Origin of the sequence: Allobosea robiniae (assembly GCF_900102525.1) — a bacterium.
GTDB lineage: Bacteria > Pseudomonadota > Alphaproteobacteria > Rhizobiales > Beijerinckiaceae > Allobosea > Allobosea robiniae.
The window spans coordinates 507,750-521,171 of record NZ_FNBZ01000001.1 but is presented as its reverse complement, the minus strand read 5'-3'; the positions used below and the strand labels follow the sequence as shown (position 1 = coordinate 521,171).

At 66.2% G+C, this 13,422-nt stretch carries 14 protein-coding genes; 10 read left to right on the top strand and 4 right to left on the bottom strand.

Features of this window, described 5'->3' with window-relative positions:
* Positions 1-11: 11 nt before the first annotated feature.
* Both BLQ70_RS02340 and BLQ70_RS02335 read right to left on the bottom strand, forming a co-directional pair.
* The gene (locus tag BLQ70_RS02340) at positions 12-509 is read right to left on the bottom strand and encodes a MarR family winged helix-turn-helix transcriptional regulator (RefSeq protein WP_061964274.1); all 498 of its coding nucleotides are present in this window, start codon (positions 507-509) and stop codon (positions 12-14) included.
* Between the two features lie 20 nt (positions 510-529).
* Entirely contained in the window at positions 530-1,615 is a 1,086-nt protein-coding gene (locus BLQ70_RS02335; protein WP_091855655.1) for a TRAP transporter substrate-binding protein, read from the bottom strand.
* 62 nt (positions 1,616-1,677) lie between these two features.
* Here BLQ70_RS02335 and BLQ70_RS02330 point away from each other — a divergent pair, with 62 nt between their 5' ends.
* The 4 genes from BLQ70_RS02330 to BLQ70_RS02315 all read left to right on the top strand — a co-directional run bounded on the left by BLQ70_RS02330 (position 1,678) and on the right by BLQ70_RS02315 (position 4,338).
* Positions 1,678-2,688 (top strand): fumarylacetoacetate hydrolase family protein, encoded by a 1,011-nt coding sequence (locus BLQ70_RS02330; RefSeq protein WP_091855654.1) that lies wholly within the window; start codon positions 1,678-1,680, stop codon positions 2,686-2,688.
* Between the two features lie 93 nt (positions 2,689-2,781).
* Entirely contained in the window at positions 2,782-3,315 is a 534-nt protein-coding gene (locus tag BLQ70_RS02325) for a hypothetical protein (protein WP_091855653.1), read from the top strand.
* Between the two features lie 23 nt (positions 3,316-3,338).
* Entirely contained in the window at positions 3,339-3,737 is a 399-nt protein-coding gene (locus tag BLQ70_RS02320) for a lysozyme inhibitor LprI family protein (protein WP_061964266.1), read from the top strand.
* A 91-nt stretch (positions 3,738-3,828) separates the two neighbouring features.
* The gene (locus BLQ70_RS02315; RefSeq protein WP_091855652.1) at positions 3,829-4,338 is read left to right on the top strand and encodes a CreA family protein; all 510 of its coding nucleotides are present in this window, start codon (positions 3,829-3,831) and stop codon (positions 4,336-4,338) included.
* Between the two features lie 179 nt (positions 4,339-4,517).
* Here the strand turns inward: BLQ70_RS02315 and BLQ70_RS02310 are convergent, their stop codons facing one another.
* A complete protein-coding gene (locus tag BLQ70_RS02310) occupies positions 4,518-4,844 on the bottom strand; it encodes a hypothetical protein (RefSeq protein WP_061964262.1) in 327 nt (108 codons plus the stop codon).
* Positions 4,845-5,173: 329 nt separating this feature from the next.
* On the opposite strand from BLQ70_RS02310, the gene cysS reads away from it, so the two are divergent.
* Entirely contained in the window at positions 5,174-6,634 is a 1,461-nt protein-coding gene (gene cysS, locus BLQ70_RS02305; protein ID WP_091855651.1) for a cysteine--tRNA ligase, read from the top strand.
* Positions 6,635-6,737: 103 nt separating this feature from the next.
* On the top strand, positions 6,738-8,336 hold the full coding sequence (gene cimA, locus BLQ70_RS02300) for a citramalate synthase (RefSeq protein WP_091855650.1): 1,599 nt from the start codon (positions 6,738-6,740) through the stop codon (positions 8,334-8,336).
* Between the two features lie 130 nt (positions 8,337-8,466).
* Here cimA and BLQ70_RS02295 read toward each other — a convergent pair whose 3' ends face one another.
* Positions 8,467-8,805 carry a hypothetical protein gene (locus BLQ70_RS02295; RefSeq protein ID WP_061964256.1) on the bottom strand — a complete coding sequence of 113 codons (339 nt, stop codon included), beginning with the start codon at positions 8,803-8,805 and terminating at the stop codon, positions 8,467-8,469.
* Between the two features lie 177 nt (positions 8,806-8,982).
* On the opposite strand from BLQ70_RS02295, the gene BLQ70_RS02290 reads away from it, so the two are divergent.
* The 4 genes from BLQ70_RS02290 (at position 8,983) to BLQ70_RS02275 (ending at position 13,414) form a co-directional block, all read left to right on the top strand.
* Positions 8,983-10,893 carry an ABCB family ABC transporter ATP-binding protein/permease gene (locus BLQ70_RS02290; protein ID WP_091855649.1) on the top strand — a complete coding sequence of 637 codons (1,911 nt, stop codon included), beginning with the start codon at positions 8,983-8,985 and terminating at the stop codon, positions 10,891-10,893.
* 96 nt (positions 10,894-10,989) lie between these two features.
* Positions 10,990-11,481 carry a hypothetical protein gene (locus BLQ70_RS02285; RefSeq protein ID WP_091855648.1) on the top strand — a complete coding sequence of 164 codons (492 nt, stop codon included), beginning with the start codon at positions 10,990-10,992 and terminating at the stop codon, positions 11,479-11,481.
* Positions 11,482-11,594: 113 nt separating this feature from the next.
* A complete protein-coding gene (locus tag BLQ70_RS02280; protein ID WP_082617032.1) occupies positions 11,595-12,344 on the top strand; it encodes a phosphatidylserine decarboxylase in 750 nt (249 codons plus the stop codon).
* A 233-nt stretch (positions 12,345-12,577) separates the two neighbouring features.
* Positions 12,578-13,414 carry a CDP-alcohol phosphatidyltransferase family protein gene (locus BLQ70_RS02275; protein ID WP_061964250.1) on the top strand — a complete coding sequence of 279 codons (837 nt, stop codon included), beginning with the start codon at positions 12,578-12,580 and terminating at the stop codon, positions 13,412-13,414.
* Positions 13,415-13,422: the final 8 nt, after the last annotated feature.

The following is a 13,422-nucleotide window of genomic DNA, read 5'->3' as shown; positions in this document are numbered from 1 at the left end:
CGGCGGGGCGCTTAAGCCCCGTCTTCCTCGCGATAATTCCCGGCCAGGTGCCGGCCGCGCTCCGTCAGCGTCGAGAGCACGCGCTCGAACACCTTGAGCTCGTCGGGCGCGATGCCGTCGATCCAGCGGGCTTCGAAGCCGAGCGCCAGCGGTACGATCTGGTCGTAGATGCGCTTGCCCGCCGGCGTCAGCGCGACGAAGGATTCGCGCCGGTCCTGCCGGTTCTCGGCGCGCGAGACCAGCCCGCGCTTCTCCAGTTCGCCGACGGCGCGAGAGACCTTGGTCTTGTGCATCTGGGCGAGCTCGCCGATGTCGCGCGAGGTCAGCTTGCCGAACTCGCCGAGCTGCGCGACCACCCGCCATTCCGGGATGCCGATGCCGAAGCGTTCGCCATAGATGCGCCCGAGTGCGCGTCCGCCGAGCGTGCCGACGACGTTGAGGCGATAGGGCAGGAAGCGCTCCAGATGGAGCGCCTGTTCTTCCGGGGGGGCGGATGGTTTCCTTGTCATGGCGATGATCCGGCCACGCTTCAGCGCGCCTTCAGCCGGTTCATGAACGAGTCGTAGGACAGTTCCGCGATCTGCCACCAGAGCAGGTTCTCGCCGCGGAAGGCGACCATCGAATCGTAGCCCTTCTTGAAGTCCGGGCTCTTGGCGCTGGTCTCGGCATAATATTCTTCGGCCGCCTTCAGCGCCGCTTCCATTACCGGCAGCGGGAAGGCCTTGAGTTGCGCGCCCTGCGCCACGAGACGGCGCAGGCCGCCCGGATTCACGAAGTCGTATTTGGCCAGCATCCAGTTATTGGCGGCCTCGCAGGCGTTCTGGACGATTGCCTGATAGTGCTTCGGCAGCTTGGCCCAGGCGTCCTTGCCGATGATCAGGTGCAGCATCGCGCCGCCCTCCCACCAGCCGGGATAATAGTAGTATTTGGCGACGCGGATGAAGCCGAGCTTCTCGTCGTCATAGGGGCCGACGAATTCGGCCGCGTCGATCGCACCGCGCTCCAGCGCCGGATAGACGTCACCGGGCGCGATCTGCGTCGGCACCACGCCGAGCTTGGCGAGAACCGCCCCGCCCATGCCGCCGATGCGGAACTTCAGGCCCTTGAGATCGTCGATGCTCTTCAATTCGTTGCGGAAGAAGCCGCCCATCTGGCAGCCGGAATTGCCGCAGGGGATCGCATAGGCGTTGAAGCGGTCGAGCACGCCGTTCACGATCTGCTCGCCGCCGCCGAAGAACCACCAGCTATGCTGCTGGCGGGCGTTGAGTCCGAAGGGGATGCCGGTGCCGAGGCCCAGCGTCGGGTCCTTGCCGATGTAGAAATAGGTCGGCGAATGCGCGCATTCGACCGTGCCGGACGAGACCGCGTCGAGTGCCTGCAGGCCGGGCACGATCTCGCCGGGCGCGAAGACCTGGATCTCGAACTTGCCGTCCGTCGCCTCGGAGACGAGCTTCGAGAATTGCTGGGCCGTGCCGAAGATCGTGTCGAGCGATTTCGGGAAGCTCGACGTCAGCCGCCATTTCACCTCGGGCTGCGACTGCGCGATCGCCGGCATCGCGACCGTCGTCGCGGCGGCGGCCAGTGCCCCCGATTTCAAAAAGCTGCGACGTTCCATATGGTTTCCTCCCGAAGGCTGGTTATGCCTTTATTGGCGCGTCCGGGAAGGAATGAAAAGACATGAAGCTTGCCTCGCTCGCGCATGGCCGTGACGGCCGTCTCGTCGTCGTCTCCAGGGATCTGACCCGCGCCACCGATGCCTTTCCGGTCGTGCCGACGCTGCAGGCGGCGCTTGACGACTGGGGCCGCCACGCCCCGCGCCTCGCCGATCTCGCCGAGGGGCTCGAGCACGGCTCTGTCCCGTCCTTCCGCTTCCACGAGCATGACTGCGCCGCGCCGCTGCCGCGCGCCTATCAATGGCTCGACGGCTCGGCCTATGTGAATCATGTCGATCTCGTCCGGAAGGCGCGGGGAGCGACCATGCCGGAGAGCTTCTGGACCGATCCGCTGATGTACCAGGGCGGCAGCGATGCCTCGCTCGGCCCGCGCCAGGCCGTGCAGGCCCGCAGCGAGGAGGACGGCATCGATTTCGAGGCCGAGATCGCGGTCGTCACCGGCGACGTGCCGATGGGCGCGACCCGCGAGGAAGCACTCGGGTCGATCCGTCTCATCATGCTCGTCAACGACGTGAGCCTGCGGAATCGAATTCCCGGCGAATTGGCGAAAGGCTTCGGCTTCGTTCAGTCGAAGCCGTCCTCGGCCTATTCTCCGGTCACGGTGACGCCGGACGAGCTGGGCGAGGCCTGGCGTGAGGGCCGGCTGCATCTGCCGCTGCTCGCACTGGTCAACGGCACGCTCTTCGGCAAGCCCGATGCCGGCGCCGACATGACCTTCGATTTCGGCACGCTGATCGCCCATGCCGCCGCGACGCGCCGTCTCTCCGCCGGCACGATCATCGGCGCCGGCACGGTCTCCAATCGCGACGCCGATGGCGGGCCCGGTCGACCTGTTGCCGAGGGCGGGCGCGGCTATGCCTGCATCGCCGAGCAGCGCATGGTCGAGGCGATACGGAGCGGCGAACCGAAGACGCCCTTCCTGCGCTTCGGCGACACCGTCCGCATCGAGATGAAGGATGCCGCCGGCCATTCGATCTTCGGTGCGATCGAGCAGGAAATCCTGCCCCACGGTTGATCGAGTTCCCGGCTGCCACGGCTTGGCGGCAGCCGGGCGGCCGGATAACGTTGCGACCGCAGCGCCGATCCCAGACGCGAGAGCCGAGACGCCATGACCGAGACCGTGCCGTTCTATTCGACCGCCATCCCGCTGGCCTTCTTCGTCTGGGGGCCGGTCCTGGTGGTGCTGCTGTTCTGGGCGGTCGGTGTCTGGTCGAACCGTCAGGGCGTGCCGCGCATGCTGGAAAGCGACTGGGACGGCTACAGCGTCGCCGATGTCGAGAAGCTCTTCACGCTCTATGGCGAGGACAAGCGCGCGCGTTACCGCAACCGCGTGCTGCCGGCCGATGTCGCCTGCGCCTTCACCTATGCGATCGTCGGCGCCCTCATCGTCGCTGGCCTCAGTCTGCGCGGGCAGCCCTGGTGGGTGGCGGCGCTCTGCGGCGGTGGCTGGCTCATCGGCGGACTCTGCGATGTCGCGGAGAATTTCGCCGTGGCGCGGCTGCTCGATCGCTACCCGCAGGTCGATGGCGGCAATGTCGCCTTCGCCAGCACCATGACCCGGCTGAAGCTGGTTCTCTTCGCCCTCGGCGTCGTCGGTGCGCTCGCCGCCGCCTATCTCGTCTTCAAGCCGCTGGCGGGTTGATGGCCGCTGGAGGGAGATGCGTGATGAGACGACGACTGCCTGCGCTTCTGCTCTGGGGAGGCCTGTGCCTCTGCCTGGCTCGGCCGGCGGTGGCCGATGCCGAGCATGACCGCTGCATCGCCGCGTCCGACGGCACGAACACGTCCTGGGCCACCTGCGGCGCTGACCTGCTGAAGCGCGAGGACGGGCGACTCAACGGAGCCTGGAAGCGGGTCTTTGCCGGGCTGCCGGACGAGACGCGAAAGAACCTGCTCGACGAGCAGCGCGCCTGGAACGCCTTCAAGGAGACGAGCTGCCTGTTCTACCGCAGCGACGATTGGGGGCGGGAAGGGCAGGTGCTGCACTTCCCGCTCTGCCGTGCGGCGGTGATCGCCGAGCGCGTCAAGGCGCTGGAAGGTTACGGCACCTTCTTCAAGCAGTGACGGCGCGCTGCGAGGCTGGCATTCCGGCGCGAGCGCTACCATATCGCGTCGGCCCGAAGCCCGCCCCGTTCGAGACCTGCCGGAGTTCACGATGAGCCTGTCCCGCCGCCTGCCAGCCATGCTCCTCCTCGGTCTCGCCTGCGCCGGTCCGGCGATGGCGCAGGAAGACCTGATCTTCCGCAAGTCGACCGTCTGGAAGATGCTGACGCCGAACGACAAGCTCGCCGTCTATGGCGTCGACGATCCCATCGTCGAGGGCGTGGCCTGCCATTACACCGTGCCCGAAAAGGGCGGCGTCTCCGGCATGTTCGGCGTTGCCGAGGAGGTCTCCGAGGTCTCGCTCGCCTGCCGCCAGGTCGGTCCGATCAAGTTCAAGGAAAAGGCCGAGCAGGGCGATGTCGTCTTCCGTGAGCGGCGTTCGCTGGTCTGGAAGAAGATGCAGATCGTGCGCGGCTGCGATGCCAAGCGCAACGTGCTGGTCTATCTCGTCTATACAGACAAGCTGATCGACGGCTCGCCGCAGAACTCGACCTCGACCGTGCCGATCATGCCCTGGGGCAATTCGGGCGAGCCGCCGAAATGCTCGGACTGGATTCGGTGAGGCCGGGCGCTCGCCACGAAACGGGGCTCGGAATATACCAGCCCTCATCCTGAGGAGCAGCCGAAGGCTGCGTCTCGAAGGATGTTCCAGTTATCTCTAGAGCCTCCTGAAGCATCCTTCGAGACGCGCTCCTGCGGAGCGCTCCTCTGGATGAGGGCTCGGTAGATTATGGGCTTGTCTTACTCGCCGCAGGTGATGCTGAGCGGCTGCTCGGCCAGTTGCGCCGGGCTCTGCTTCGTCACCGATCCGGTGAAATCCTCGCGGGCGGCGACGCCGAAGGTGACCGCCTTGCCGAAGCCCTGCGATTCGCACCAGGCGTTCGCGACGATCTGGCCGCATTCGGCCCTGGAGGAGATGCAGTCGGCGACGCCGTAGCCGTCGCTGGCCGGGATCAGGAAAGTGCGCGGCTCGCTTGCGGCGGCTGAGCGGCTGCTCGGCATGATCGAGAGCGAGATGCCGGCGGCGACGACCCCGAGCAATCCGACAAAGGCCACGGCGCGGCGCATGAGGTGAAGTTCCTGATGGATCGCGGACGGAGAGCCCGCGAATCGGGAGGATGGTTCCGCCCGGTTAAATTTGAATGAACTGCGGCAATATCGAGGCGATGCTGCATTGCAGCAATCGGGCGCCCTCTTGACGGAAAGCCCGCGGAAAGGCAATCAGTTCCTCCCATGACGCGAGCCGCCATCAACAGCCTCTGCATTATTTGCCGCTAGCTTTCGCTGGCCGGCTGCTCACGTCCTCGTCCTGAAAACGAACCGACAAAAGCGCCCCGGCCAGCGGCCAGGCCCTTTTTCGTATTTCGCCGTTCGTTTCGTTCCAGGATTTCGCCCCGATGTCGCCGACCCTGAGGCTCTACAACACGCTGACGCGCACGAAGCAGGACTTCGCGCCGATCGATCCGTCGAATGTCCGCATGTATGTCTGTGGCCCGACGGTCTACGACTACGCCCATATCGGCAATGCCCGCCCGGTCATCGTCTTCGACGTGCTTTACCGGCTGCTCCGCCATATCTACGGCGCTGAGCAGGTCACCTATGCCCGCAACCTCACGGACGTCGACGACAAGATCAACGCCCGTGCAGCGCGTGACTATCCCGGCCTGAAGCTGAACGAGGCGATTGCCAGGGTCACTGAGACGACGACGGCGCAGTTCCACGCCGATATCGATGCGCTCGGCACGCTGCGGCCGACGACGGAGCCGCGCGCCACCGAGCATATCGAGGAGATGAAGGCGATCATCGAGCGCCTGATCGCGCGCGGCGTCGCTTATGTCGCCGAGGAGCATGTGCTCTTCCACGTCCCGGCCGTGGCGCATCTCGTGAAGGCGCCGAAATACGGCACGCTTGCCCGCCGCTCGCTCGACGAGATGCTGGCCGGCGCCCGCGTCGATGTCGCGCCCTATAAGCGCGACGCGATGGATTTCGTGCTCTGGAAGCCGAGCCGTGATGGCATCGATCCCGGCTGGCCGTCGCCGGCCGGCATCGCCACGCCCGGCCGTCCCGGCTGGCATATCGAATGCTCGGCCATGTCGATGGCGAAGCTGCTGACCCCTTTCGGCGGCGGTCTCACCTGCGACGATCCCGAGAAGAACGTCTTCGACATCCATGGCGGCGGCATCGATCTCGTCTTCCCGCATCATGAGAACGAGATCGCCCAGTCCTGCTGCGCCTTTGGCGGTGGCGAGGGGCAGTCGCGCATGGCCAATATCTGGATGCATAACGGCTTCCTGCAGGTCGAGGGCGAGAAGATGTCGAAGAGCCTCGGCAACTTCGTCACCATCAACGAACTGCTGGAAACGGATGTCTTCGGCGGTCGCAAATGGCCAGGCGAGGTCCTGCGCCTTGCGATGCTCAAGACGCATTACCGCCAGCCGATCGATTGGACGGTGAAGGCGCTGGAAGAGGCGGAGAAGACGCTGCAGGACTGGGCGGAAGCCGCGCAGGGCGCGGTGGCGTCCAAGCCCTCGGCCGAACTGCTCGACGCACTCGCGGACGATCTCAATACCGCCCGCGTGCTGGCTGAGCTGCATGCCTTGCGCAAGGCGGGGGACCTGCCGGCGCTGCTGGCCGGCCTCGACCTGCTTGGCATCGCTCTGCCGGAAGTGGCGGCCCCCGCCGTCGTCGCGCCCGAGGTGGAGCGCCTAATCGCGGCCCGTCTCGACGCCCGCCGCGCGAAGAACTTCGCCGAGTCCGATCGTCTCCGCGACGAGCTCGCCGCGATGGGCATCGCGCTCAAGGACGGCAAGGACCCCGCCACCGGCGAGCCGACGACCAACTGGGAGGTGAAGCGATGAGCCCGAAGATCCGCCCGGCTGGCTCGCTCTCCTTCGCCATCAAGCTGGTCATGCTGGCGATGGTTGTGCCGCGCGTCGTTCGCTTCAAATTGAGGCGGGAGCGATGAGCGCGGCCCGCGTCCATCTCTTCGACACGACGCTGCGCGACGGTGCCCAGACCACGGGCGTCGATTTCTCGCTCGACGACAAGCGCGCGGTCGCGGCGCTGCTCGACCGCCTCGGCGTCGATTATGTCGAGGGCGGCTATCCCGGCGCCAATCCGCTGGATACCGCCTTCTTCGAGCAGAAAGCGACGAAGCAGGCGAAATTCGCCGCTTTCGGCATGACCAAGCGGGCAGGGCGCTCGGCCGCGAACGACCCCGGCATCGCCGCGCTGCTGGAGGCGAAGGCTGACGCCATCGTCTTCGTCGCCAAGGCCTGGGATTATCATGTCCATGTCGCGCTCGAGATTTCGCTGGAGGAGAACCTTGCCGGCATCCGCGAGAGCGTCGAAGCGGCGAAGGCCGCCGGCCGCGAGGTGATGCTCGATTGCGAGCATTTCTTCGATGGCTACAAGGCCAATCCGGACTACGCGCTCGCCTGCGCCCGCACCGCCTATGAGGCTGGCGCCCGCTGGGTCGTGCTCTGCGACACCAATGGCGGCACATTGCCTGATGAGGTCGGTGCGATCGTGCGCGAAGTCGCGAAGGTCGTTCCCGGCGACAATCTCGGCATCCACGCCCATGACGATTGCGGCTGCGCCGTCGCCAACTCGCTCACCGCCGTCGAGGCCGGCGCGCGCCAGATCCAGGGCACGCTGAACGGGCTCGGCGAGCGCTGCGGCAACGCCAATCTCGTCACGCTGATCGGCGCGCTCAAGCTCAAGGAGCGCTATCGCGGCCGCTTCGAACTAGGTGTCGACGAGGATCAGCTCGGCGAATTGACCCATGTCTCGCGCGCGCTGGACGAGATGCTGAACCGCGCCCCGAACCGCCATGCGCCCTTCGTCGGCGCCTCGGCTTTTGCGACCAAGGCCGGCATCCACGCTTCCGCGGTGCTGAAGGATCCGCGCACCTACGAGCATGTCGCGCCGGAGGCGACCGGCAACACCCGCAAGGTCCTGATCTCCGATCAGGGTGGCAAGTCGAACCTCGTCGCCGAGCTGGAGCGCATCGGCGTCACGCTCGGCCGCGACGATCCGCGCCTCAACCGCGTGCTGCAGGAGGTCAAGGACAAGGAGGCACAGGGCTATGCCTTCGAAGGTGCCGACGCCTCGTTCTTCCTGCTGGTGAAGCGCATTCTTGGCGAGGTCCCGGATTATTTCGCGGTCGAGCGTTTCGCCGTGAATGTCGAGCGCCGCCACAATGCGCTGGGCGAGCTCGTCACCTTCTCCGAGGCGATCGTGAAGGTGAAGGTCGGCGACGAGGTACTGATCTCGGCGGCGGAGGGCGATGCCGGCCCGGTCAACGCGCTCGATATCGCGCTCCGCAAGGATCTCGGCCGCTACCAGTCGCTGATCGGGGGCTTGCGGCTGGTCGACTACAAGGTCCGCATCTTCCAGGGCGGCACCGATGCCGTAACGCGCGTGCTGATCGAGTCCGGCGACGAGACGGGCGAGCGCTGGACCACGGTCGGCGTCAGCGCCAACATCATCGACGCTTCCTTCCAGGCGCTGGTCGACTCGATCACCTACAAGCTGGTGAAGGCCGGCGCGACGGCGTGAGGCCTTGTGTCGTCATGGTCGGGCTTGTCCCGATCATCCACGTCTTCGCTTCGTCGATCGAATGCGGTGTCCAAGGCGTGGATGCTCGCCACAAGGGCGAGCATGACGGCGGAGTGCCTCGATCCGCGCCTCACTCCGTCAGGCGAATGACCCGGTCCCTGCACAGGTCCATATCGGCGTCGCTCTCGGCTTCGTCGTCGAACCGCGCCTGCACCGTATAGGAGCAGCCCTGCGGCTTGTTGAGCTTGAGCGCGATGCTCTTGCCGGGCGCCAGCGGCTTGGCGAGCTTGGCGACGAGACGCGGCTGATCGCCGGGCGTGGCGATCGCGAAAGTGCTCAGCGGCACGGCGCGCTGGTTGGTGATCGTGATCTGCGGATGTGGCCGGGAATTCTGCGCCGTGGCGGGCAGGGCGAGCAAGAGGGCGGCGGCGATGCCGATCCCGGAAGCGACAAGCTGTTGAGCCTTCATGGTGTTTCCTTCCCTGATGGCGGGCGTCGAGCGCCATGGCCGGGATCAGATACCCGGGATGGGGCGCTGGCAAGGCAGCTTTCGGGCAGCCTGCTGCATGTCCCCGGTGCAACGACATTCCCATGCAAAGGCGCGCGATTGCGTCTATACGGGCGCTCTAACTGGAATCGTTTGAAAATGTCCGCGCCGTCTGCGCCGTCCCCGGCGCCGAGCTTTCATCGCTCTGCCGTGATCCAGCCCGGTTCCGGCTTCTTCGCCACTTTCCGTGCGCTCTGGCCCTATCTGTGGCCGGCGGAGCGCGCCGATCTGCGCGGCCGCGTCGTCGCGGCCTTTGCGCTGATGGTGGCCGGCCGGCTCGTGCTGATGGGCGTGCCGTTCACCTTCAAATGGGTGACGGACGCACTGGCCGGCTCCTATTCCAATCTCGAAAAATGGCTGCCCTGGCTGGTCGGCGCGCCGCTGGCGCTGACGATCCTCTACGGTCTCGCCCGGGTCGGCGCGGCTGCCTTCGTGCAGTTGCGTGATGCGATCTTCGCGCCGGTCTTCATGCATGCGGTGCGTACGCTGGCCTTGCAGACCTTCGGCCATCTCCACCACCTCTCGCTGCGCTTCCACCTCGAGCGCAAGACCGGCGGGCTCACTCGCGTGCTGGAGCGCGGCCGCAACGGCATCGAGGAGATGGTGCGCCTCGGCCTCAATCAGCTCGTGCCTGTGATCATCGAGGTTTCGTTGATCATCGCCGTGCTGCTGTATCTGTTCGACTGGCGCTATGTCGCCGTGCTGGTCGCGATGGTCACGGCCTACATGACCTACACCATCAAGGCGACGGAGTGGCGCATCGCCATCCGCTTGGCGATGAACGAGTCGGATACCGACGCCAATGCCAAGGCGATCGACTCGCTGCTCAACTACGAGACGGTGAAGTATTTCGGCGCCGAGGCCCGCGAGACCGCGCGCTACGACCAGTCGATGGCGCGCTACGAGCGCAACTCGATCAAGTCCTACACCTCGCTCGCCTGGCTGAATTTCGGCCAGGCCGCGATCTTCGCAGTGGGGCTGACGCTGTCGATGGTGATGGCGGTGCGCGGCTTCCAGGCAGGCACCAACACGGTCGGCGACCTCATCCTGATCAACGCCATGCTGATCCAGCTCTATATTCCGCTGAATTTCATGGGCACCGTCTATCGCGAGATCAAGCAGGCGACGCTCGACATCGCCCAGATGTTCTCGCTCATCGGCCGCGACCCCGAGATCCAGGACAAGCCCGGCGCCCTGCCGCTTGCGGTCCCGGCGGGAGAGGTCGCCTTCGAGGACGTGCATTTCGCCTATGTGCCGGAGCGGCCGATCCTGCGCGGCGTCTCGTTCAAGGTCCTGCCGGGGCAGACGATCGCCATCGTCGGCCCGTCCGGCGCTGGCAAGTCGACGATCTCGCGCCTGCTCTTCCGCTTCTACGAACCGCAGGCGGGCCGAATCCTGATCGACGGCCAGCCGATCGCCGATGTCCAGCAGGTCTCGCTCAGGGCCGCGATCGGCATGGTCCCGCAGGATACGGTGCTGTTCAACGACACGATCGAGTACAACATCCTCTATGGCCGCCCCGAGGCATCGATGGAGGAGGTTGCGGAGGCCGCGCGCCTCGCCCAGATCGACCGCTTCATCCGCACGCTGCCGGAAGGCTACGCCACCTCGGTCGGCGAGCGCGGGCTGAAGCTCTCCGGTGGCGAGAAGCAGCGCGTCGCCATCGCCCGCACCATCCTGAAGGGGCCGCCGGTGCTCGTCCTCGACGAGGCGACCTCGGCGCTCGATTCCTTCACCGAGAAGGAGATCCAGGATGCGCTCGACCGGGTCAGCGAAGGCCGCACCACGCTGGTCATCGCCCATCGCTTGTCCACGGTGGTCAATGCCGACGAGATCATCGTGCTCGACAGGGGCCAGATCGTCGAGCGCGGCCATCACCGCGACCTTCTGGCCGCGGACGGCGTCTACGCCGCGATGTGGAACCGCCAGCGCGAGGTCGACGAGGCCAAGGCCACGCTCCAGCGCGCCACCGAAGCCGAGGGCGAGAGCGTCAGGGTGACACTGTCGTAAGAGCCAGGTTGGTGGCTCGCCGGCCAGTTTGAAACCGCTCGCAAGCACGGCCCCTTTCCTGCATGCTGCTCCGGCAGGGTGAAGCTGGGGGCTGCCATGTTCGATCCGACCACATTCGTGGGTTTCCACACCTGGCTGAGCCTGGTCGCCATCGTTGCCGGATTCCCGGTGACGGCCGGGCTGCTCCATGGACACACGCGGCCGGGCTGGACGGGAGTCTTCCTCTCCACCGCCTTCGCCACCAGCGCGACCGGCTTCGGCTTTCCGTTCAATGGCGTGTTGCCCTCCCACATTGTCGGGGCGATCCATATCGTGCTGGTCGCGATCGCGGGCTACGCGCTCTATGGGCGGCGGCTGGAAGGCGGCTGGCGCCGCATCTATGCGATCATGGCCGTGCTCTCCTTCTATCTGCTGATCTTCGTGCTGATCGCGCAGCTCTTCGGAAAGGTCCCGGCCCTGCATGCCCTGGCGCCGACGCAATCCGAGCCGCCTTTTGCCGTTGCCCAGGGGATCGTCCTCGTCATCTTCGCGCTGCTGACCTGGAAGGTGGCGGTGCGCTTCGTTCAGGTCCCGCACCGGGCGGCTTGACCGGAGCAGCCGCGACATCGCGCGCCGTCCATCGACGCCGGCCGGGGGCTTTCCCTTCGCGGCGGAACCTCCTAAATCAGCGCAACGCTTGCTGCCGGCCCCCGGCGGCGGCCATGCCATTCCCGTGCGCCCGGCGCCGGCAGCCCAACGGAACCCGCTTCATGTCCCTCGTCGATTCCGTCCGCAAGGTGATCGTGCCCATCCACAAGGAGGGCTATGTCTTCATCGCGATCGGCCTGGTGGCGACGATCATCCTCGCCAATCTCTGGTCGCCTTTCGGCTGGATCGGCGCGATCGTCACGATCTGGATCTGCTACTTCTTCCGCGATCCCGTCCGGGTCACGCCACAACGCGAAGGACTGGTGATCTCGCCGGCCGACGGCCGCATCAGCCAGATCGCGCAGGCCCTGCCGCCGCCGGAGCTCGAGCTGCCGGCCGAGCCGATGACGCGCATCTCGATCTTCATGAACGTCTTCGACTGCCATGTGAACCGGGCGCCGGTGCCCGGCCGCATCGCCAAGATCGCCTATACGCCCGGCCTCTTCCTCAATGCCGAGCTCGATAAGGCGAGCGACGACAACGAGCGCAATGCGCTGGCGATCGAGACCACATCCGGCATCGTCGGCGTCGTCCAGATCGCCGGGCTGATCGCCCGTCGCATCGTGCCCTTCGTCAAGGAAGGCGATGTGCTCGGCACCGGCGAGCGCTTCGGCCTGATCCGCTTCGGCTCGCGCGTCGACGTCTACCTGCCGACCCATGTCGTGCCGCTGGTCGGCGAGGGCCAGACCGCGATCGCCGGCGAGACCGTGCTTGCCGACATGAGCGGCAACGAACTGGTCACGCGCAGCTTCCGCGACATCTGAGGGCGCGACCGAAGGGCAGGGGCATCCCGTGCACGCTGCGGCATGCGAATGCCGCTGCGCAGACACGGGACCGTCCCCCGAAAGGGGCGCCCCCACCTGAACGCTGCCGGGAAGAACTCACTCTCCTGATGACGGTCCCGCATCTGCGCAGCGGCACTTCGCGCGGCAGCGCGTGCGGGATGACGCTTGGCTGAGCCTAGCCTGCGCTCCCAAAACCGCGTATTCCGGCTGACATGAGCGACCTGTTTCCTCCCTTCGAGCCCGAGCGCGTCGAGTCCAAGCGCGCCCGCTTCAAGCCGATTCCCTTCCGGCTGCTGGCGCCGAACGTCATCACGCTGCTGGCGCTCTGCCTCGGCCTGACCGCGATGCGCCTCATCGTCGAGGGCAAGCTGGAGACGGCGACGATCTGCATCCTGATCGCAGCGGCGCTGGACGGCATAGACGGTCGCCTGGCGCGCCTGCTCAAGGGCACCTCGCGCTTTGGCGCCGAGCTCGATTCGCTCTCCGATTTCGTCAATTTCGGCGTCGCCACCGGCTATGTCCTGTGGATCTTCGTCCTGCACGACCTGAAATCCTTCGGCTGGATCATCGTGCTGACGCTGGCCTGCGCCATGGCGCTCAGGCTGGCGCGCTTCAACGTGATGATCGACGATCCCGATCGCCCAGACTGGCAGAAGGATTTCTTCGTCGGCATGCCGGCCCCTGCCGGCGCGATCACGGCGATGCTGCCGGTCTATCTGCACATCATCGGTGTGCCCGTGCAGGAATACGGCGCGCTCTTCGTCGGCATCTACATCCTGTTCATCGCCTTCCTGACGATCTCGCGGATTCCCTGCTATGCCGGCAAGACGCTCGGCACGCGCGTGCCGCGCACCCAGGTGCTGCCGATCTTCGTCGCGGTCGTGATCGTTGCAGGCCTGCTCTTCGCCTACACCTTCGAGGTTCTGACGGTCGTCGTCGTCGCCTATCTCGCGCTGATTCCGGTCAGCGTGGTGCGTTACCGCAAGCTGGAGCGCGCGCATGCCCTGCCGGCGCCGGTCGCGGAAACCGCCTCCGATAGCCAGGCCTGACCGTCTGA

Excerpts from the sequence above, each read along its gene's own strand:
- BLQ70_RS02290 (WP_091855649.1), top strand. The coding sequence starts at position 8,983 with ATGTCCGCGCCGTCTGCGCCGTCCCCGGCGCCGAGCTTTCATCGCTCT.
- BLQ70_RS02340 (WP_061964274.1), bottom strand. The coding sequence starts at position 509 with ATGACAAGGAAACCATCCGCCCCCCCGGAAGAACAGGCGCTCCATCTG.
- BLQ70_RS02295 (WP_061964256.1), bottom strand. The coding sequence starts at position 8,805 with ATGAAGGCTCAACAGCTTGTCGCTTCCGGGATCGGCATCGCCGCCGCC.
- BLQ70_RS02320 (WP_061964266.1), top strand. The coding sequence starts at position 3,339 with ATGAGACGACGACTGCCTGCGCTTCTGCTCTGGGGAGGCCTGTGCCTC.
- BLQ70_RS02310 (WP_061964262.1), bottom strand. The coding sequence starts at position 4,844 with ATGCGCCGCGCCGTGGCCTTTGTCGGATTGCTCGGGGTCGTCGCCGCC.
- BLQ70_RS02280 (WP_082617032.1), top strand. The coding sequence starts at position 11,595 with ATGCCATTCCCGTGCGCCCGGCGCCGGCAGCCCAACGGAACCCGCTTC.
- BLQ70_RS02325 (WP_091855653.1), top strand. The coding sequence starts at position 2,782 with ATGACCGAGACCGTGCCGTTCTATTCGACCGCCATCCCGCTGGCCTTC.
- BLQ70_RS02335 (WP_091855655.1), bottom strand. The coding sequence starts at position 1,615 with ATGGAACGTCGCAGCTTTTTGAAATCGGGGGCACTGGCCGCCGCCGCG.
- BLQ70_RS02315 (WP_091855652.1), top strand. The coding sequence starts at position 3,829 with ATGAGCCTGTCCCGCCGCCTGCCAGCCATGCTCCTCCTCGGTCTCGCC.
- BLQ70_RS02275 (WP_061964250.1), top strand. The coding sequence starts at position 12,578 with ATGAGCGACCTGTTTCCTCCCTTCGAGCCCGAGCGCGTCGAGTCCAAG.
- BLQ70_RS02285 (WP_091855648.1), top strand. The coding sequence starts at position 10,990 with ATGTTCGATCCGACCACATTCGTGGGTTTCCACACCTGGCTGAGCCTG.
- cimA (WP_091855650.1), top strand. The coding sequence starts at position 6,738 with ATGAGCGCGGCCCGCGTCCATCTCTTCGACACGACGCTGCGCGACGGT.
- BLQ70_RS02330 (WP_091855654.1), top strand. The coding sequence starts at position 1,678 with ATGAAGCTTGCCTCGCTCGCGCATGGCCGTGACGGCCGTCTCGTCGTC.
- cysS (WP_091855651.1), top strand. The coding sequence starts at position 5,174 with ATGTCGCCGACCCTGAGGCTCTACAACACGCTGACGCGCACGAAGCAG.